Source organism: Candidatus Thiodiazotropha sp. AKAK3 (assembly GCF_058244645.1).
This window is the reverse complement of record NZ_JBSYOQ010000023.1, coordinates 57702-78703: the sequence shown is the minus strand read 5'-3', so window position 1 is coordinate 78703 and position 21002 is coordinate 57702. Positions and strand designations below refer to the sequence as shown.

Annotated in this window: 20 protein-coding genes; 7 read left to right on the top strand and 13 right to left on the bottom strand. The window is 46.4% G+C overall.

Features of this window, described 5'->3' with window-relative positions:
* Positions 1-49: 49 nt before the first annotated feature.
* The 13 genes from AC4IE7_RS03780 to AC4IE7_RS03720 all read right to left on the bottom strand — a co-directional run bounded on the left by AC4IE7_RS03780 (position 50) and on the right by AC4IE7_RS03720 (position 11215).
* Positions 50-412 (bottom strand): roadblock/LC7 domain-containing protein, encoded by a 363-nt coding sequence (locus AC4IE7_RS03780; RefSeq protein WP_490775470.1) that lies wholly within the window; start codon positions 410-412, stop codon positions 50-52.
* 41 nt (positions 413-453) lie between these two features.
* Positions 454-1017 carry a protoglobin domain-containing protein gene (locus AC4IE7_RS03775; RefSeq protein ID WP_490775469.1) on the bottom strand — a complete coding sequence of 188 codons (564 nt, stop codon included), beginning with the start codon at positions 1015-1017 and terminating at the stop codon, positions 454-456.
* Positions 1010-1672: a hypothetical protein gene (locus AC4IE7_RS03770; RefSeq protein WP_490775468.1), complete on the bottom strand. Its 663-nt coding sequence runs from the start codon at positions 1670-1672 to the stop codon at positions 1010-1012. Before AC4IE7_RS03770 ends, AC4IE7_RS03775 begins: the two co-directional genes overlap by 8 nt.
* 4 nt (positions 1673-1676) lie before the next feature.
* On the bottom strand, positions 1677-2216 hold the full coding sequence (locus AC4IE7_RS03765; RefSeq protein WP_490775467.1) for a GTP-binding protein: 540 nt from the start codon (positions 2214-2216) through the stop codon (positions 1677-1679).
* A gap of 31 nt (positions 2217-2247) precedes the next feature.
* Positions 2248-3426: a hypothetical protein gene (locus AC4IE7_RS03760; protein ID WP_490775466.1), complete on the bottom strand. Its 1179-nt coding sequence runs from the start codon at positions 3424-3426 to the stop codon at positions 2248-2250.
* Entirely contained in the window at positions 3427-4125 is a 699-nt protein-coding gene (locus tag AC4IE7_RS03755) for a type IV pilus assembly protein FimV (RefSeq protein ID WP_490775465.1), read from the bottom strand.
* Between the two features lie 573 nt (positions 4126-4698).
* Positions 4699-5289, bottom strand: a complete 591-nt coding sequence (gene hybE, locus AC4IE7_RS03750; protein WP_490775464.1) for a [NiFe]-hydrogenase assembly chaperone HybE — start codon at positions 5287-5289, stop codon at positions 4699-4701.
* Positions 5290-5308: 19 nt separating this feature from the next.
* Positions 5309-5581, bottom strand: a complete 273-nt coding sequence (locus AC4IE7_RS03745) for a HypC/HybG/HupF family hydrogenase formation chaperone (protein ID WP_490775463.1) — start codon at positions 5579-5581, stop codon at positions 5309-5311.
* 74 nt (positions 5582-5655) lie between these two features.
* A complete protein-coding gene (locus tag AC4IE7_RS03740) occupies positions 5656-6240 on the bottom strand; it encodes a HyaD/HybD family hydrogenase maturation endopeptidase (RefSeq protein ID WP_490775462.1) in 585 nt (194 codons plus the stop codon).
* A 19-nt stretch (positions 6241-6259) separates the two neighbouring features.
* The gene (locus tag AC4IE7_RS03735; protein ID WP_490775461.1) at positions 6260-7963 is read right to left on the bottom strand and encodes a nickel-dependent hydrogenase large subunit; all 1704 of its coding nucleotides are present in this window, start codon (positions 7961-7963) and stop codon (positions 6260-6262) included.
* On the bottom strand, positions 7960-9114 hold the full coding sequence (hybB, locus tag AC4IE7_RS03730) for a Ni/Fe-hydrogenase cytochrome b subunit (protein ID WP_490775460.1): 1155 nt from the start codon (positions 9112-9114) through the stop codon (positions 7960-7962). The genes AC4IE7_RS03735 and hybB overlap by 4 nt, the downstream gene beginning before the upstream one ends.
* Entirely contained in the window at positions 9111-10079 is a 969-nt protein-coding gene (hybA, locus tag AC4IE7_RS03725) for a hydrogenase 2 operon protein HybA (RefSeq protein ID WP_490775459.1), read from the bottom strand. The genes hybB and hybA overlap by 4 nt, the downstream gene beginning before the upstream one ends.
* Before the next feature lie 11 nt (positions 10080-10090).
* Entirely contained in the window at positions 10091-11215 is a 1125-nt protein-coding gene (locus AC4IE7_RS03720; protein WP_490775458.1) for a hydrogenase small subunit, read from the bottom strand.
* 330 nt (positions 11216-11545) lie between these two features.
* Between AC4IE7_RS03720 and AC4IE7_RS03715 the strand changes: the two genes are divergently transcribed.
* The 7 genes from AC4IE7_RS03715 to AC4IE7_RS03685 all read left to right on the top strand — a co-directional run bounded on the left by AC4IE7_RS03715 (position 11546) and on the right by AC4IE7_RS03685 (position 20921).
* A complete protein-coding gene (locus AC4IE7_RS03715) occupies positions 11546-12049 on the top strand; it encodes a hypothetical protein (RefSeq protein WP_490775457.1) in 504 nt (167 codons plus the stop codon).
* Positions 12050-12571: 522 nt separating this feature from the next.
* A complete protein-coding gene (locus AC4IE7_RS03710) occupies positions 12572-13048 on the top strand; it encodes a hypothetical protein (RefSeq protein ID WP_490775456.1) in 477 nt (158 codons plus the stop codon).
* 291 nt (positions 13049-13339) lie between these two features.
* Complete coding sequence (locus AC4IE7_RS03705) at positions 13340-15661, top strand: response regulator (RefSeq protein WP_490775455.1); 2322 nt, start codon at positions 13340-13342, stop codon at positions 15659-15661.
* A 277-nt stretch (positions 15662-15938) separates the two neighbouring features.
* Positions 15939-16793: a c-type cytochrome gene (locus AC4IE7_RS03700; protein ID WP_490775454.1), complete on the top strand. Its 855-nt coding sequence runs from the start codon at positions 15939-15941 to the stop codon at positions 16791-16793.
* Between the two features lie 58 nt (positions 16794-16851).
* Positions 16852-18435 (top strand): SulP family inorganic anion transporter, encoded by a 1584-nt coding sequence (locus AC4IE7_RS03695; protein ID WP_490775453.1) that lies wholly within the window; start codon positions 16852-16854, stop codon positions 18433-18435.
* 547 nt (positions 18436-18982) lie between these two features.
* A complete protein-coding gene (locus AC4IE7_RS03690; RefSeq protein WP_490775452.1) occupies positions 18983-20131 on the top strand; it encodes a DUF3754 domain-containing protein in 1149 nt (382 codons plus the stop codon).
* Positions 20132-20333: 202 nt separating this feature from the next.
* On the top strand, positions 20334-20921 hold the full coding sequence (locus AC4IE7_RS03685; protein ID WP_490775484.1) for a rhodanese-like domain-containing protein: 588 nt from the start codon (positions 20334-20336) through the stop codon (positions 20919-20921).
* The last annotated feature ends 81 nt before the right edge of the window (positions 20922-21002 follow it).

Below are 21002 nucleotides of genomic sequence, written 5' to 3'. Positions count from 1 at the left end.
TTATTGGCTGTCTGGCTCCTGCCCCTAGTGCCCCTAGCACCAACATTTATCAGATAAGTTTGCTGATTGCTTCCGCAGCGCGCTTAATATCCAAAAAAACCAATCCAAGTTTTGCAGTCGACTTTGCCTGTACTGAAACAACTGCTTCCTGACCGGCATGGGTCATGACTACATAACCTTGATTTCCTTTGATTAGCACCATCTCTAAATCGCCTCGTGAGAGTTCTGAGGCTGTTCTATCTCCAAGTGAGAGCATTGCTGCACTCATTGCACCAACACGATCTTCATCCAGATTTGCAGGTAACAGTGAGGCCATAATTAATCCATCTGTAGATATAACAGCAGACGCCTCTATATCAGCTGAACTCCCGTTGAGATCACTAAGAATAGATGCCAGCATATCTTCACGCATTGTCGTTTGCTCCTTCAAATAGCATATTTATTGCTTTGGCGTTACTTTGTGTACGCACTAGCAAGATTATCAAACAAAGTCCGGCTCATACCGGTAATTTTCAAAAATTTCTCTAGCTCTTCAGCCAAACGTGATGATTCATATGATTGCTGCATAATCATCAGCGTAAATCCAAGAACTGCATTTACTGCAGTTACTGCCTTAACAAGGCGCGCAGGATCATCAACAAAAGTGTTACCAAGCAGTTGATTTATACGTGTAGCGACCAACGACATCGCTCCAGCCATAAACTCGACAGGCAATCCAACTTTCACATGTACATCGCCAACATGGTACATAGCCTCGACATAGCTCACATCAAACGGCCCACTGAATACAGTTTCCAGCCATTGGATATGAGTCTTCTTAAGTGACTCAACGCGTCCGGAGAGAAATGGTTCTGCCTTGGGTATATCCAACAGAACACTATAAAAGCTATCGGTTACCTCGATAAGATGGGGACTCACCTTATCTGTCAGTTCAGCAAGAATCTCTTCCATCTCAGCTGTTAATCCAGAAAACTGCTTGGAGTATTTCATTAGTTTTTCAAAATCGATATCAGCCATTATTGTTGCTTTCCCTTAAATGAAAAGTTTCCGAGTAACGCAAGGTGAGTACCCAAACCAGATCACGAAAGGCTGGTTGATTCAGTGTTGGACGCCCTTGAATCACAAGTACAAATCGTTGATCCCCTATATAGAGCGGCCAAAAACCGAACTGGCTGTTCCCCGCAGAATCTGTCAATGACCAAGCCTGTTCATTTATCCCTAGATTATTTATCAAAAGTCGTTGATGACGGTCGTAAAGGGAGCTTAAATCAGCACTTACAGCTGAGATCGCCTCAGCGGCTTCATGCGGTATGCCGCTTGTGCTCAGATAAAATCCCTGATCATCTGCAAGTAACGCCTTTCCATCTATCGATACCTGAGCCAGCAAACCAGGTAGAACTTCCTCCAATGGACCAGTTGGAACTGACAGCGGCTCACTTGCCCCCGTCAACCACTGTAACTCCTGCAGACGTTTCACAAGCTCCAACGCATCGCTATCAGACTGCCCACTCCACAAACTAAAGCGTGATATATCGGATGCGGGAGATCTCTCTTCACTCATGATACCCAGTAAAAGTCGTCTTGCCGGTTCATCACGGGTTGAGCAGGTTGCGAAGAAGGCGCCTGCAGGGGTTGCCTCAAGATAGAGACCTGATTTCATGCTCAGATTCATTAATTCACTCTGTAATTGTCGGGTCTAGAGTGTAGAGAAGAGATTGCACCAATAGGGACATATCTTCCTTTTCACGGGCGTCAACCTCCATTATTGGTAAGGTAGGCCAACCCATGGAGGATACCTCTCGATGATAGTCATCTATTTCTGGTGAGTCCTTTTTATCCATTCGCGTGACCCCAATTGTCACTGATGTGCTATGAATAAAACTTTTGAAAGCCTCGAGAAAAAATGAGAGATCCTGAAATGGCTCTTTACGTGAATTATCGATGAGCAGCACTAAACCCAATCCTCCTTGAGTCAATACCTCCCACATGAAATTGAATCGCTCTTGGCCAGGCGTACCGTATAGATGAACGCGCTCAGTCTGATTTAAATGCATCAGGCCATAATCCATCGCAACAGTAGTCATCTCTTTGCGATCCTTGGTCATATCACTTGCAGCTTCATCAGTGGTTATAGTTGCAATATCCGACAAAACACTGATTGCCGTAGTTTTACCAGCACCAACTGGTCCAGTGAATATTATTTTATGTTCAGCCATCGTTTCCTAATAACCCTTTTAACTGCTCTGGTTATACTGCTCGCAGACGACGCAGTAATCTTCTGAGAATTCCTGATTTTAAAACTTTTCTAGAGTCGCTATCTTCTGACACACTCTGAATATAATCAGCATCATGAACCTGTATCAAATCCAGGGCGTAACAAGCACTAAAGAATGCACAGACATATCCGTATTCGATATTTAATGTATCAACAGTCCGCGCAATCGATAATGGTGTCTTTGACCATAGTGCAGCGATTCTGAAAAACTCAGGAATTGAAAACAAGCGGGTCAGGTTTGGCCACTGACGAAGTCCTACCGCCACGTTGGTACTTGCTCCCATTGGCAATCGTCCTCGTGAACTCCATAGCGTAACTTTCCACAACAAAGCATCAATTGGTAATGGTAATGCATCATAGGATCGCAATAGATGGGTCTCATTATTGAGTGATGGCTCAATCGTGATTTGGTTGGAATTTAAGGTTAAAAGACATCGAGGCCTTAGTTTGACATCATTCAAATCGGTAACGCTAAGATTCGATTGAGGCAACAGTGTGACCGATTTTCCATCCTGAAAACTCAATCGTATTGGCTGTGATTCTCTTCTGCACCGATCTATTGCTTGCTTAAGAATATCCTGTAAATTAGAGGTATGCTGATAGTACATACCATTAATGAAGTCCTTGTTATCCAGGTCACTTGTACCAATAGACAAGCTACATGCGCGCTGAATAATACGCGCCTGAGAGGTCGCATCAGGTAGTACTTCCCGCCTCTCATTGGTATCGGTATTTTGATTAATGGTTGAAGATGGCGTTCTTCTCCATCGAGCGGATTTCGAGGAGGTTATTGGCTTTTGGTTCTCTGATACTGTGGGACGTTGAATCAACTCACTACGGTATATTTCAATTGCCCCTTTGAGCGAATCCATACGTAGAGGTTTGCGCAAAACCCTTGCTCCATCAATCTCCTTTTCATGCACGGAAAGTACAATTAACGGCCTCTCATTATATTGGTCTTGTTGCTGTTGCAGTAACTTTCTTCCTTCGATTCCATCCAGATCAAGAATACACAATTTGGCTTGATGTTCTGGCACCACAATACAATTACTCGACCAGTTTCTTTGCAGAAACAACTCCATCATAGGCTTATCTTTACGACTCATGCCGAGTAAAGCTATTCCCATTGGTTCATTATTAGCGGGTAACATCTAAGACCCCAGGGATTCCAAATACTGGCGTGTCTGATTCCATGCAGACTGAGCGATACTGACGTGTTCACCTAAATGATCCTGCATCGTCAACAGATCACTTAATGAACGGGAATGTTTGTAGACTTCGAGCAAACTGTAGTGAAGCCCCATCCTGGTTGGTGTTTCCATGATTGCCGATTCGAGTATTTCCTGGGCTACAGTTACATCACCAAAGGTCAGCTCTTCCTTAGCTAAATCGAGTGGGTCTATATATTTTGCACTCTTCTGCTCTGCAGATACCCCCTCATCGATGAGATTAAGCTCACCCTTCACAAAGTTTCCAAGTACGGAGTATTGACTGATGGGAAATGATTGATTGCCTTTTAAACCCTGTTTCCAATGTGTTGCAAAAAGAGTATATCGGTCACGAGGCAACTCTCTTTTGCTCATTTTCAGTAAGCGCTTGCGAAGACTCGCACCTTTATCGCCCAGAATCAGGAAGAGATCCAGTAGGGCACCATAGAGTGCGTCTGGCTCTTTCCGGGCAAGATGTAAATAGACCCTGCGCACGTGGTTGACCAGGTTAGCGGGTTCACGCGCTGAGAGATAAGCCAAGTGTGTTGCCCACCGTTCAGGCTCCACCGCTTCGGGAAGTGTAAGTCCCTGATTTCGTGGCTCATGGAATATGACCTGAGATGACGGCAGAAAGTCTTTCAATGTCGGAGAGAGATATGTTGGCTATAGTTCAAAGTTCAATCCATTGATTTAGTAAAAGAGTGAAAACAGCGACAAAGTAAAAGCGCTAACTCCCTGATTATTTAAACATTTATCAATTGATCCTGAATAGAAATCGTTCCTTCGAGATTACAAACATACGCGCCGCAATCGATTCCTAAGTTGTGGAAGTATACTGTGAATTGCAACACAAAAAAAACCATAAAATGTTTAAAAGTTTAATCTGTTCACTGTTTTGTAAAATTTCAAATGGAGCCAAAGGGGCGATATAGAGGGCAGATCGTTGCGGACTTTTCAAATCATATATACAAAATATTCCTATACAATTAGTAGCTTATATATCAAACACTCAATACCCCCACACTCAGGGCTTGCTGACAAAGTATGTTGAAAGTGTATAGATAATTTTCGAGAGGGCATTACATACTACTGCCATCTCTGTCTCAGCTTATCGCAACTGACAGGTGTGGCTGACTTTGTTTGTTGTCTTAAAGCCTGTTAACAGGCTTTAGGAACTTCGTCTCGACAGGGGCTTATGCCTGATGGTTCTTAGGATCAAGCGCCGCCTCGAAGAAACTCCCGTCTCGAGAGGAGTTCTTGTTCCGACGATTCGGCACTACCCCCCTCTTGCTTGCATTTCGTTTCGGCAAGGGCAAAACCATCCATCTCCACTTCTGCCATCTCCTCACCACGCAGAATACGCCCCAAAAGCGCCTCATCATGGGGATCGTTGTCAGGTGTTTCAACTTCTACCATCAAGGTCTTCATAAAGTTTTCAGCAGCTGCCACTGCATGATCCTGATCCATAAATTCATGCATTGGTGAATAGAGAGGATGAGTCTGGCAGATACCTATGCCCTCTATTTCATTGACCATGAATCGATATTCGTTGGCAGGCAGACGGTGGTGGTAGTTATCTCCCAGTTTCAGGTCACTCCAATCATCGTCATCACCTGGAAACAACACCAGATTCATCAACCAGGGCGTAATGAGAACCCCAACAGAACGACCTTGATAATCTTGAAAGCCGATGGTTTCTACCTTCAATGCCGGGTTGAGCAAAGGTATATCCTGCATCTGCTCTTGTTCTATTCCCCTGAAGACGGTCTCAATCTGCTGGGTCAGTTTTTCCAGGTCTTGCATCATAACTCTCGTTTGCGACGACTTAGGATTGCCCCAAGCCGGGAAAATAGTGGTCAACATCAATATCGGGTTCATTGCTCATTATGGCGCTCAAACCATCCAGGGCCTGATCGATATGACGGGCATCCTCCTCACTGATCACCTCTCGGGCAGAACCGAGAAATGTCAGCAGCCAGGTTCCCACCGGTTGCGGCCCGGTCAGCATCATATTGATCTGTTCTTCGCCATTGCGACTGCGACACCGGGCTACAAAATCGCCTGTCTCAATCACCTGGGCCGGAATTCCTACACACATGGAAGTGTTCCTTAGTTTTGCTTTCGTCAGCAAATAATCGCCGCTAGATTCAGCTGCTGGTGTGGCACCGCAATTCAGCACTCATTTCCGAGTGATATATTGCCGCAAAGACCGGCAGCCACTTCATACTCAGCCTCTCGTTTCCAGTGACCTTGATTCACCTGAGCACGAGGCTGAAGTTCAACACCGACAGATGAGAGTTCATTGACCAACATCTGCACCATATCCTCCAGCCCTTTCTCTGCCTCTGGTGTCAGACCAAGCTGATTCTCCAGTGAATGGGGTACCATGCCGATGATAGTCACCTGCTCAGGCGTCTCACCTTTCAGACTCAATAACGCCAACAGGTCCGAAACCCCCAATTGGTGGTTTGAGATTTTGGTCAGAAAAAAAGCAGGGATCTCCTCATTGGTAATACGTACCAGACTACCGTGAGGGGCACCAGTATTGACGGCATCGGCAATGATCAGACAGCGGGCATCCCGCATCGGCTCGAATAACTCCATACCGGTGGTACCACCATCAATCACCTCGACACCATCAGGAATCTGGTAACACTGCTCCAACTCCTCCACGGCTCGAACCCCAATACCTTCATCCTGCATCAGTACGTTTCCCATACCGATGACCAGGACTTTTCCGCTCTCTTGCTTACTCATTTGAATCGACTCCGCTGGGTCAGAGGGCCTTTACCCGAACAATCTCCTGCTGTTCTGTGTCCACCATGTGGATTGCACAGGCAATACAGGGATCGAAGGAGTGGACGGTGCGCAGCACTTCCAAAGGCTTTTCAGGATCGGCAACCGGGTTATCCATCAATGACGATTCGTAAGGACCGATCTCATCATTGGCATCCCGTGGGCCTGCGTTCCAGGTACTGGGTACAACGGCCTGGTAGTTTTTGATTTTACCATTCTCTATCACCACCCAGTGAGAGAGTGTGCCACGAGGTGCCTGATGAAAGCCGACACCTTTTATCTCACCCTTAGGAAAGACCGGCGCATTGAACGTATCAGTATCACCAGTACCCACATTGTCGACCAGCTTCTGCCACTGATCCTTGAGGGTATCGATCATCACTGCACAGCGGACAGCACGGGCAGCATGTCGACCTATGGTGGAGTTCACTGCCGAGAGAGGGATATCGGGGTTTTGGGATACCGACTTGAGGGTATCCATTGCCTGGTTAAGATATTTGGTATAGCCATCATGACCATTCGCAACACCGACCAAAACATCGGCCAGTGGCCCGACTTCAGCCCGTTTCCCATAGAAAGTGGGCGCCTTCACCCAAGAGTATTTTCCTTCATCCTGAAAATCAGTGTACTCAGGTTCTGTTTCGCCCACCCAGGGATGAAGCGCATCTCCCCCTTCGTACCAGGCATGCTTGGCACTCTCTGCGACACCATCACGGAAGTAGGCATCACCAAAGGTGGTAATCGGTTTAAGCGTGTTGATGTCGCCGTTCTCGATGTAACCTCCAGGCAGATCAAATATTGTACCCTTTGCATCCTGAGGACAATCGGGCACAGTCAGATAGTTGTTGACGCCACCACCGATACCAGCCCAATCAAGATAGAAAGCACCTACCGCAGGCACATCAACCAGGTAGGTCGATTTTATAAAGGGCTCTAACTTGTCGATGAATCCTTTTATCAGCATCAGTCGCTCAATGTTAAGCACTGAGGGCGCATCATGGCTGATAGAGTTACTGACACCACCTACGGCGACATTCTGAATGTGAGGACTCTTGCCGCCAAGAACAGCAACAATCTTGTTGGCGTAGTTCTGTACATCCAAAGCCTGAAGGTAGTGAGCAACCGCCATCAGATTGACCTCTGGCGGTAACTTCATGGCCGGATGTCCCCAATAGCCACTGGCAAAAGGGCCGAGCTGACCACTACCAACAAAAGTTTTCAGTCGCTCCTGAACCGCTTTCATCTCATGGGGCCCATTGAGTGGCCAGTCTGAAAGGCTCTCCGCCAGCTTCGCCGTGGCCACTGGATCGGCATCAAGAGCAGATACCACATCCACCCAGTCGACCGCAGAGAGGTGGTAGAAGTGAACAATATGATCCTGGATAGCATGAGCAGTCTGGATAATGTTTCGGATCAGCTGGGCATTGACCGGCACTTCCAGATCGAGGGCATTCTCCACTGCTCTGACAGAGGTGATGGCATGCACTGTAGTACAGACACCACAGAACCTCTGAGTGTAGGTCCAGGCCTCACGCGGATCTCTGCCAACCAGAATTTTTTCAATGCCGCGCCACATTTGACCAGAGGACCAGGCCTTGCTGACCTTGCCATCATCCACCTCGACATCGATGCGCAAGTGGCCTTCAATGCGGGTTATCGGGTCGACAGTAATACGTGTTGTCACGATGGAATCTCCTCAAGGTCTGATGCGTTGTGTAGCACGGGGAATTTTTTCACTATGATCAGGTAGGCCATTATTTCGATGGCGACCATGCCGACGGTTACCATGATCTCCGAGGTGGAGGGAAAATAGCTGTAACCAGGGCCAGGATCATAAGTAATTAGAAAAGCGTTAAAGCGGTAGAGCGATCCGGCAAACAGCATCGAAACCGATGCCCAGAGCAGTATTGGGCCATGGCCACGTTGTCTGGCGGAACTCAGAACCATCAGCGGAAAGACAAACAAAGCGGTCTCCAGCAGAAACATCATACTGGCAAAATCCCCGGCGAAGATCAGCCCCAACTTACCGCGCAGCAGAATCTCACCAAAGCGGATCAGTAGATATACACCTATCAGTCCCATAATCCCTTTACCGAGGCCGGCCAGTAACGGTGTCTCATTCTGGCGACGGAAACCAACACTACTGAAAGAAGCCTCAAACACCACAACCGCAAAACCCATAGTAAGTGCAGTAAGAATTGCGAGTAAGGGTTGCAGCTGCATTGACTGCCAGAGGGGGTGAACTTTATAACCCATCGCGATCAACATGGAACCGAGAGAGGATTGATGCATGGTTGGCAACAACACACCCAGAGCTATAAAGAGAAAGAGCACCTTGTTAAGTGCTTTTACCAGCCCCTGAGCACCGATCTTCTCCAACAGTGTCGGAGCAAACTCGATACAGAGCACCAGAATATATGTCGCGACACAGAGACCGACTTCAAGCATCACTGAATTAAAGTTCATGTGCCAGGGGGTGAAGATGTTGTAGAACTGCCACCAACGCCCCATATCGATCAATGCACCGACACCGCCCAAGCCATAACCAAGCAGGCTGGCCAACAGAGCCGGGCGTATTAAAGGGTGGTATTTGCCTTTGTTCATCACATATACAGTGATGGCCAATGCGTAGCCACCACAGGCCAGAGCAGTACCTACCACTACGTCGTAGACCACCCAGACACCCCAGGCATAGCCACCATTGAGATTGGTAACCGGCCCCATGCCGTGCATAAAACGTTGCACCAGATAGTAGGTGCCAATCAAAGCCAAAACACCGAGCACAATAAATGGCAGGGTAACCACTGGCCGTTTGAGCGGTTGATAGTCACTCATGACTCACCCCCTTCATCATCATCTGTGTTTCGTCGCACCACATAGGTCAGCCCTGCCAGAGCAACCGCCGGCAGTGCCATGAAGTTATAGAGTGTGTGCTGTACCGTCTCTGAGACAGAGGCGTAGGAGCGATCTTGCAGAGGTGGCATACCCAACTTATCGAACGGAATAGAGGAGATATGCAAGACGTTGGTACCACCCGCCTCTTTCTCACCCCAAATATGGGACTGATAAGCCGGCAGCGCTTTTTCGTGATGACTGTTGGGGTTTCGTACATCACCCCGTGGATAGTTGTATGTCTCTCCCGGCTTCAGCGCCACGCGTCGCTTCGCCTCCTCCAGCAGTGCTGTCCGGGAACCGAACAACGTAGCCCCGGTGGGACAAACCTCAGCACAACCTGTCATCTGACCTTTATCGATACGTTCGACACCAGCCTGGTTACACATCTGGCACTTATGGATCTGACCAAAAGGATTGTCGTAATCAAATTGCGGCACATTGTAAGGACAGCCCACCATACAGGTGCGACAACCAATACAGGCATCAGGGTGGTGAGTGACGATACCGGTTTTAGGATTACGCTGCATTGCGGTGACAGGACAGACCGAGACACACCCCGGATCGACACAGTGCATACAGCTGCGTTTTTCGAATGCGTAGCCATTTACCACGGCATCCTTAAGCTTAGCTTCGCCTTCACTATAGACTTTGATTACATTCAATGTCTCAGGCGAGAGGTCTCGGGCTGCATCCCACTGGGTCTCTTCACCCAAAGGCGTGGCGGGCATGTCGTTCACCTCCTTACACTTACTGACACAGGCTTTGCAACCTATACATAAGGTAGAGTCGAACAACATACCGATGGCTTCTTCCGCCGGTTCCAGATTACCTCTGGCTTGAGTTGCACCACTACCCAACAGCGCGGCGCCACCAAGAGAGGCTTTGAGAAAGTCTCTGCGTTTCATCTCATACCCCCCTACTCTCCGTCTTGGTTTTTGTTGTCCAACTTCTTTGCTGCCATCGTTGTGGCACCAACAGCCATACCAACAGCTGCACCGGCAATGGCTGCTGCAGCAGGAGAGATTCCCTCGCCACCTTCACGGTCACTGATCGAGGGGAACATGTTGGGAGGGGTATGGGTTTTCACATCGGCCAGGCTGAAGAGGGGTTTGCTGAAACCCACCCCCCCCTCTGAACAACCAAAGCAGGGATGGCCAACACCTATAGGCCAGACACCACCGCCAACATTATTAAATTCCAATGTCGGACAGTTGTTATAAGTTTCAGGACCTTTACAACCCAGCTTGTAGAGACAGTAGCCTTTTTTATGCCCCTCATCTCCGAACTCCAATGCGAAGCGTCCTGCATCGAAATGTGGTCGTCTATAGCAGTTCTCGTGAATCAGCCTGCCATAAGCCCACTTGGGTCGTCCCTTTTCATCTATGGGCGGCAATTTGCCGTAGGTTACGAAGTAGAGCACCGTGCCGATGAAGTTGGCTGGATTGGGAGGACACCCTGGAATGGTTACCACCGTCTTGCCTGTCAGCAGTTGAGGTGCACCAACAGCACCAGTAGGATTCGGAGCTGCTGATTGAACACCTCCCCAACTGGCGCAGGAGCCAAAAGCGACAATCGCTGCTGCGTGTTCCGCGGCCTCATGGGTTATATCAACCATGGTCTCACCACCAATCTTGCAGAAGATACCGTCATTGGCCAGTGGAATGGCACCTTCTACAACCAGCAGGTATTTCCCTTTATTATCCTGCATTGCCTTTCTCTTGATATCCTCTACCTGGTGTCCAGCACCTGTATCTAAAGTCTGGTGGTAGTCGAGAGAGATAAGATCAAGTATTAAATGTTCCAGGGAGGGCTGTTCTGAGCGCAGTAGAGATTCACTGGGACCGGTACACTCCTGACCATGAAGCCAGATCACCGGCGGACGCCGCTTTGGATCAGCCACAGCCTCCGCCATAGCCATTGCAGCGCCGGAAGGGAGACCAAGAGAAGCCGCCACACCGCTACAGAACTTCAGAAAGGTTCTGCGGGAGACGCCCAGGCGCTTCTCCAAAGCTGAAAAATCGAAATCGTTCTCTGCCATCATCAATCTCCAGGTATCTATTTAGGCGTGACGGGTCCAATCAGTCATGGACAAAATCCCCTACAAAGCGCAAATTTTATGCCGTTTAATTATTCTCTATATTAAACAATTAGTTATTTAACTATCTCTTAATTAATATTCAGCACATTTTGTAAGGTTACTTGCCATCACTATTCCCCTACTGAAAACAATGTTTTCACTTTGGAATCCATTCGGTTCTTCAAAAATGGTCTATTTCGGGATTAAAAAATGGCGACCATAATTTGAAATATCGCAATGTGATCGCCTTTGGGGTTAGCTAACATGAACCAAAGTAAAAATCGGGTATGAATCGTGTTCAGCTATTTGTTCAAATTTAAATGGATCGTGTTACTACTTGTGCTCCCATCAGGACTACAAGCCCAAACGATTCAGATTTCAGAAGCCGTGCCGCAGGTAAAATTTATCGATCAGCACGGCAGTCCCCATTTAATTGGCGCTGATAGCAGGCTTCTCATCTATTCCCACAGCAAAAACACCGGATCGATGATGGCTGAGATTCTGGCTGATGTTAAAACTGGTCACATGCATAAAATTCAAGCCGCATACATTGCAGACATCAGCGGCATGCCATCCTTAATAAGCAGATTTATCGCCCTACCGAAGATGCGTGATATACCCTCACCAATTCTGGTGAGCCGAGAAGCAGATCAAGTTGCCTGGATACCCAAAAAAGAGGACAAACTAACTCTGATTTTTACGCAAAAGGGTAAGGTCTCAGATATCATTTATTCGAATGATGAAGAAGAAATTAGAGCATTGCTGAAAACATCCCCCTCAAAGAAAGATAAAAAATAGTGCCCAAACCACTGCAGCCCCATTAACTTTCAATCTTCTCAGAACAACTCTGAAAGCCCCTCTCCCTTTACGGGAGAGGGGTTGGGGAGAGGGTGTACGCGAAGCGTTTCATCTGGTTAAAAGAGAAAAACCACACTGATCGTTCATATGTATCTTGCTGATTGTTTGGGAAAAATATGGCATTCATTCTCCCCCTCTCCCCCGGCCCCTCTCCCGCGAGGGGAGAGGGGAGTCTCTCCCCACCTAGTTTAAGATACTGATGACTTGTAAGTTTTTTCTACCTGACACTTCAATTGTTTATTTTTCAATGGGTTGGCGACAGCTATCAACCTCATATTGTTCTACCGACTCACATATAGAACATCTACACCTATAAGCTCCCTCCCTTGCAAATGACGGGTAGAAGGTAAAATAAAGTTAATTGTGGCGCAAAACTCCAGATAGTTAGGCTTACTTCAATGTATAAAGGGCACCTCTATTAAGGCAATAATCATCTGTTAAATAAATAATGAGGATAGGTATATGAGTCAAATCAAACAAATCATTGCAACACTGAGCCTGTTAAGTCTGGCAGCGTGCAGTCAATCGGGTAATTCTGGTGACACCATTGCAGTTGAGGAGAAACAAAGTGCTTCTGGTAGCATGACTGAGAAAGTATCTGAAGCTGGCAAAGAGACATGGGAAAAGACCAAAGAGGTCACTAGCAATGCCGCCGATACTGTTGCCACTAAGAGCAAAGAGGTCTATGAAGGCGCTAAAGAGATGGGTAGTGATGCAGCTACTGCTATCGTCGACACAAGCAAGGAGATCTATGAAAACACCAAGCAGACCGCTTCTGAAGTTGGTGCGACTGTGAAAGAGGAGACTTCTGAGGCGATAACTGCGGTCAGTGAGAAGAGCGCCGAAGTTTATCAAGAAACAAAGGAAACAACTGGTGAGATGTACGATGCCACTAAAGAAAAGGGTGCTGAAGTTATGGATAGTATGAATAAGGAATAATTACTACACCATTTTTTACCCCTCACCATATCGATAGAGCTGTCAGAACAGATGTCAATCTGTTCTTCTTTCCAGTCATATCCCCAATGACGAAATAGATGCTAGCAAGTAGCCATCTGGCGTAAGGATGCGCCATCGTCAATTTTAGAACCTGCCCCTTTGATATTGATGCTTTTTATCCTTAAAATTCAAGATAGAAGGATAGTAGCCGAAAATAGTTCTATTGCTTGACAGTGATGGTATCAGGATTAAATCCAGATCCTAATTTTTTTAGACTTGTAGGCATAAAGCATGGTTAGTAGTGCAGACTCTCAGAATGCCAAGATTGTACAAATGCTCTCTGATATTCTCACGAATATCGAAGCAAACTGGCCAGTATTGCCCTCAGGCATCTGGAATGCTTCGAGTGTCAGATCGGCCTTACGCCATCTTAGTGAGCTATCCAGAAACAGTCAGAGTGAAGGATTTGTCAATATCCACGAACTCTCCCAGCAAATTGACAAGGCAATCACGGATATAACACAAGAAAAAGCCCAGCCCGATTCCGCCGAAATCAGACAGATCAATCAACTGCTTGAGAAGTTGAAACAGATGATTATCGCTGCCCAGAAACCTAAGCAAAATCAAGTTGGGCAACAGCCAGATTATGACCTCGTCTATCTACACAGCAGCGAGAGTAGTGGGGAGCAGATCACTGCAGCAATTGAAAAGAATGAATGGCGAGTCCTTAATCTGGAACTCACCGTTGACCTGCGCCATTTTCTGACCGAACAGAGCGTAAAACTCATTCTTATCGATACACAATTTATTGATGATATGAGTGAGATCAACAAGATTCTCAACGAATTACACCCAAACAAGAAGACCAGGCCAGAACTGATTTTTATTACTGGCGAGTGCAATATTGAAATTCGCCTTGAAGTACTTCGCACAGGCGTCACTCAATGCTTCACCAGCCCAATAAACATCAACGACCTGATGTTGAGCATCAAGCAGATAATCTCACCCCATGTAAAACCCAAAGATCGTGTTTTACTCATTGAGGATGATGAATCGCAGGCTCAGTTTGCCAGTACATTATTGCGAAAAGGTGGTTTGAAAACACGATCGATAACCAATCCATTAGGTGTAATGGAGGCAGTAAAGCAGTTCCAACCTGATCTTATATTAATGGATCTTTATATGCCTGGCGCCAACGGTATTGAACTCACACAAGTAATCCGTGATAAAAAAGAGTTGGCAAACATACCCATAGTCTTTCTATCGGGTGAGGAGAGTATGGAGAAGAAGCTTCTTGCTCTCCACTCTGGTGCAGACGACTTTTTAACTAAGCCTGTCAGGCCACAACATCTTTTGGCTACTGTAAAAACAAGAATCAATAGAGCCCAGATTATTTTCGAAGCGGGCGCCAGAGGAAATATAGATTACTCAACTGGCTTACAGAACAGAAAAGCTCTACTGCTAAAACTGGATTGCATGAGCCAGAATGTAGAGGCAGCAAAATCTGTAGCCGGGTTATTTACAATAACTTATGCTGACCCAGAGCAATACCATAACAATCAAGACTACAGTAACATCATTGAAGAGATAACTCAGCTGGTTGGTTCTACTCTCAATAAGCACGACTATCTTGCGCGCTCTTCAGAATACAGCCTGACAATTCTTTTATTTCGAAACACCTTGGATGAATTCAATCAATTTGGAACAGAGCTATTCGACCGATTAAAAGCCAATATTCATGATGGTGTTGAGTTTGGCATAGGTAAAACTTTGATTGATTTCAATCAAAATGACCCTGACATCCTGCTGGCACAGTCAGAAACTGCATCATTGATGGCATTTCGCCGTCATTCCGAGTCCTATCTTGACCATCAAGGACAGATAGAGGCGCCAGCTGAGACAGAAACATCCATTAATGACTTCCAAAAACAACAGTTTCAAAGTGCTCTAGAAACTGCTCTTATTGAGTTTCGACAGCAGCAATTTAACTCGACTCAAGATGTAGAAATAGTAGCTATAGAATTGTTGCCAAAACCTGCTCCTGCAACAGATATCATTCTGACTTCAGACAACATTTTCATTACAGCAGAGCAGCACGGTTTAAACGCTGAGTTTGATCAGTATATTTGTAAATACGCGTTAAGAATGCTCGGAGAATTTTCACTGGTTGGTGATATGACTCAAGTTATTATTTCCATCTCTGCTCTTGCGATGAATGATGAGGTAATAATCGAGTTTATAAAGTCTGAATTGCGTAGATTGCAACTGGTTGGCACTGGCCTGATGATAGAGTTTGACCTACCTTCTCTCGCAAAAAACCTTAAGCAGGCCCGCTACTTTCTTGGTGAACTCTCTGCTATGGGCATAAACACTCTGCTTGGTAATTTCGCCTGTAACGAGACAGCATATAAAGTACTTGCTTATCTGAATGCAGATGGAGTAAGACCTCACGTCTCCATGCTCAATACCAGCTTCGAGGAGACAAATGAAATTGCTACCCAAGTACATTCACTTAATGCAAAGATCATATTACCAACAGTTGATAAGTTTGGTCTTAGTAGTTTGTATTGGTCTGAAGCAGCAGATTTTGTCCAATCAAGCTATAACGATTAGAACTATTCCAACTGTTTGATCTTCGATAATGCTTACTTCATATCAAACCAAACCTCTATTTTTTTGATCTACAGCAAAAGAATCCAATTCCTCAAACCATACCAATTATGTTACATTCCCACAGGCATGGAACCGTCATAAAAGGTCGCTAGCTTTAGCGACTACGCTGTCCGACCGCTTAATCACTTGTCATGGATGTTACGCCGCCACACCGGGCTAACGCTCACTTGTGGCATTTACTTAGCTATCTGCTCGACATGGGATTGGTGTTCAACGGATGACAAGATGGAAAATGAGAGCCGTTTTCAGCGGCATCATTCATATACTGACACATCTCCGCTTATCTGGTTCAAAGAGACTGATTTTTCTTAGCGCTATCCTCTTTTTCAGGTTCGTGGCAGCAGAGCAGTTGCCAATAGAAAATCTGTTGGAAAGAAGTTATTTAGATGACTATTACAGTAATGTGATTTACGGCTATCGCATCATCACTGAGACTGAAAAATATGGTGCGCGCTACACAGGCAACAGTTTACGCTGCTCCAATTGTCACCTTGATGCCGGACGTCGAAGAGATGCGATTCCGCTCAATGTGGCCGGCATGTATCCCAAGTGGCGGAGTAAGAATGGTCGACGAAACGGTATCGGCCTGCGTATCCGTGAGTGCTTTGTCTACAGCCTTGATGGCATTATGCCACCTGAAGACGCTCCTGAAGTGATGGCTATCTCTGCCTATATCTCTTATCTGTCTCATGGTGAGACGATCGGCGAGGCCCCTGAAGGCCGAGGGGTACCGACTATACCCGATACAGGTTATGACCCTAACCCCGCCTCAGGTAAAGCCATCTATGATCAGAAATGTGCTGCCTGTCATGGGAAGGGTGGAGTGGGCATACCCACAATACCGCCATTGTGGGGGATCGACTCTTATAACGAAGCTGCCGGCATGGCTGATGTGAAGCGAGCAGCCGGATTCATCTGGGCAAATATGCCCCTTGGGCAGGAGCGTACACTCAGTCATCAGGATGCACTGGATGTCGCAGCCTATATCAACATCCAGATCCGTCCAGGAGACCCACGCAAATATAAATTACTCAAATTACTTGAGTCGGTGTCAGGCATCTTCAGTCAATGAGTTACTTTGTTGGCTATCCAATAACGATATCGGAACTAGAGAAACCGGTGAAAATGCCATGGCATTGAATCGTCTACCTGAAGTTCTCCCCTGGCATCCTCGCAACTCGACTAATATCAACTACTCGAGTGAACTCTTTGGTGCGCTCATCGGAGCAATTCTGGTGATTCCCCAGGGGATCACATTTGCTTATCTGGCTGGATTACCACCGGAATATGGCATCTATACCTCAATCTTTGTCACCCTGTTTGCCAGTCTTTTCGGCACCAGCTCCATGCTTGGCGGCCCCAATACGGCAGTGGCGATACTGATTGGCGTGGCAGTTGCGCCTTATGCAGGTCGGGGGAGTCCGCTCTACATTGATTATGTTCTAATGCTCAGTTTCATGGTTGGCATCATTCAGCTGTTAATCTGGTTACTGCGGGGCGGCCGTTTTTTTATGTATTTGAGTCCTGCGGCCATCACTGGTATCACTACCGGTGTAGGTTTAATTCTGGTTCTCTCCTCTTTGGACGGCATTCTCGGACTCTCGACTTCAGGTACTCTCTTTTTTTTCCAAAAGCTCTATCTGCTGTTCGACGACGCAGAAAATCTGGTAAACCCCTATAGCTTCAGTGTGGGAGTGGTAACAGTCGTGACCGGACTAGTCGCGCGACACTACAAGACCCGTTATGCGATCCTGATAGCCATTGCAGCAGGCTATCTCTGCGGTTTGCTTGAGATGGCACAGTTTCCACAAGTCGATATGGAATTGGAACTCCTGGGGTACTTGCCAATCACCCCGCTGCCCCTCTCTCATCCACCGGTAGGTACTGAGTATCTCCTGGTTGGCCTCTCCATGTTGCCCGACGCGATAATCATCTCGCTTATAGGGTTGGCGCAATCGATGGTCATTGTAAAACATTTAAGAAGCGATACCGATCAACCCATTCAACCCGATAAAGAGGTCTTCGCTCAGGGCATGGCCAACCTGCTTGCACCTTTTTTCTCCAGCTTTGCCGGATCAGGCAGCTTCAATCGTACTGCGGTGAATCAATCCCTGAATATTAAGACCCCACTGGCAGGCATTGTCTCTTCAGGAATAGTCCTGGTAGTGATTCTTGTACTTGGCCCTGTCCTCACCTACCTACCGATGGCCGTCATCTCAGGTACGCTGTTTTTGGTGGGCATTGGCATGATCAAGACAGATGAGATTCGACGCCTGACAACCTGGCGTGGTGAATTGACTGTGTTTGCAGTTACTCTGCTCAGTATTATCTTTGTCGGGCTCCAAACCGGACTGGTGGTAGCGCTGGTATTGTCTGTATTACTGTTTGTACTTTCAGCCTCCCGATTGGAACTCCAGGTGGAGCATGAGGCTGTCTCGGTTAGAATCCGTGTCGAAGGCCATCTCTTCTATGCCTCCATTGATCAACTCAGCCAACTGCTTAAGCGTCATCGCACAGAAAATGTGATTCTGGATCTTAGTGTTGTCTCTTATCTCGACCTGTCAGCGACAGAGGCTATCGCCAAAGAGCTAACCAATCGCAACAACAAACAGACCTTCTTCGCCATTCAACTCAGCTCCCCTCGCCTTCAGGCTCAATTCGAAAACCGCATGCTAGGGGAGCCTGTGCAGTTTATACAGCAGACTCAAACATAATCTATTTTCCCCACAGTGGAATATGTCAGCTCTTACGATTAACCCGGCGACTAAGTAGGTCGTCTTCAGGGTTTCAAGCCTGCCCTTGATCAAGGCGCACCCCAAGGGCACTTCCTTCGGGGTGCAGCTCGCAGGCTATAGTTGTTCCCTTGTCAACAGCCGCAACACCGAGCAAGGGCAGGCTTGAAACCTCTAACAATATGATTTTTAAAAGACAGGCCCTAGGCCGGAATGACGCTTACTTAAGGGGATTTGTTACGTAGAACGAGAATTTTCTGAGGTAACCAAGCTATTTTGGTGGGGCAGGGCCCCACCCTACGCCCTGAATTGAACGGTAGGGTGGGGCCCTGCCCCACCAAAACGGCTTAAGTAAGTGCCATTCGGGCCTAGGGCCTGTTAACACTAATCGAATAGGCCCTAGATAAAACAGGTGAATTGGAGCCTGATTATCCTTGCTTTAATTGATAGTAAACAGATCGTGGTCAGTTGAAATCTATCACATAGGTTTTTGACGGTGCCTAAACGTTGATGAAAGGTTACTGGCTTTATGGCAGAACATAGGCAGATTTCGCAATTTGACCATTTTATTCCTGTTACCACTTCAGAGATAATCTCTGCACTGGCGAAAGGTGGATTATCGCCCGATCAAATTCAGGTGATTCATAAGCTCAGGCGAATTCTTACGCTTCAATTTTCTGATAAATTAGTCCATCTGAAGCATGTTTATCAGCCCTTCAACCCGGATCGTGAGCTGGTGTCTGATGCCTCTGAGACTTGTAAACCTGCAGAGTCAATCGAGCGTATCAAAAAACTGTTAAGTGATGCGAATTACTCCGAGCTTAATCGAGAACAGATTGAATTCGCTTTAGAGCAGTCATCGCCCTATGGTCTGGATGTCAAAATTGACTTTGATAGATTTGAATACGTCAGTCTATTCTATCGGGCCAAGAGTCAGCAGTCGGCAGCGGTTCGTGACTGGAAAACCTGCTATCTGAAAAAGCGCACAGTTAATTTTATCACCTACCAAAGGATATGCCTGCTGCTCTACTATCGGGGTCACCAGGACAAAGCAGGAATTCATATAAAGTTATTCAAAGATATTTTAAAACCTGATCTAGAGATGCTTTTTCCTGACTGTAAAATCAGGATGAAAGTAGTTGATAAGTTGAAACTCGCTGTAACTGGTGGGGGCGGTACTGCAGGGGGGCTGGTAGCGACCATAGGTAAATTAACAGCGGCTGTATCACCTTGGGCGATTGTTATGGCTGTGGGAGGTTTTGCTGCACTATTATGGCGTCAGATAAATAAGGTCTTTATGCAAAGAACCCGCTACATGGCTTCACTAGCGCAAAATCTCTATTTCAATAATTTGGACAACAATATGGGGGCAGTAACCTATATTGTTGATCAGGCGCGTCAGGAAGAGATTAAAGAGACCATTCTGGCCTACGGATTGATCAATCTTCTTGCGATCAATGATAAGTCTGAACTCGATACGGCTTGCGAGCAATGGCTGACCGAAAAATTTGACTGTGTGATCGATTTCGATATCGATGATGGAATAAAAAAACTTAAAAGATTTAAATTGATAGATTCTGATAGTGGAGAGTTGAGATGTGTATCAGCTGAGCTGTTATGTGAAAACCTGGATAGGCAATGGCTTGAATATATCGAGAAACCTGAGATTAGATTTTGATGACAATTAATAGAGGTACCCTTAACCCAATAACTAAATATCTCATCTTGAATCTATCAAAGTAGATCTATACCTCACAATACTATCTGTAATAATCAAACATGAAAGGTTTTTACAAATGATAAATACATTCCAGGCCATACAATTATTACTACTACTAATAGGGTTGTCTTTTTTCAGTTCTGGTGCAGTTTCATTGGAAGTGAACATTACCCCGCAGATTGATGAATTTCAGATCCAACATGGCAAAAAGCTAATCACTATTCGCCGCAATCAGGATACTGAGGCGATGCTGGAATTCGATTTCGCCCGCACCTCACGTCCCTGTCCTCCCTTTTGTGCACAGCCGATGCAGGTCACTAAGGAGGTGAAAACGATTGGGGAGATAGAGCTTATTGAATTTATGAAAAATGAGCTTAGTCAAGACCATGGATTATTGATCGATGCCAGAACAACGGATTGGCATGAGCGCGGCACAATACCTGGCTCAATTAATATTCCCTACACACAACTCAACCCAGATCAGGGTGCAGACGAAATAACACTCGAGGATTCGCTGTCGAGATTAGGTGGAAAATTGGTTAATGAAAAATGGGATTTCAGTCAGGCAAAGTTGCTCGTTCTCTGGTGCAATGGACCATGGTGTGGACAGTCCCCGACAGCGATCAAAGGACTACTCAGTATAGGCTATCCTCATCAGAAGCTTCTCTACTATCGTGGCGGCATGCAGCTCTGGAGGATCTTTGGACTACCCGTTGTCTCAGCGGAAGGTGATTTGCTGGATGAGTGATGGTTTGATGCTCCATATTCAGTAGTCAAGGAGGTTGTTTAGGATAAAAAACCGGGAAATATAGAATCAGCTTGTTACTGC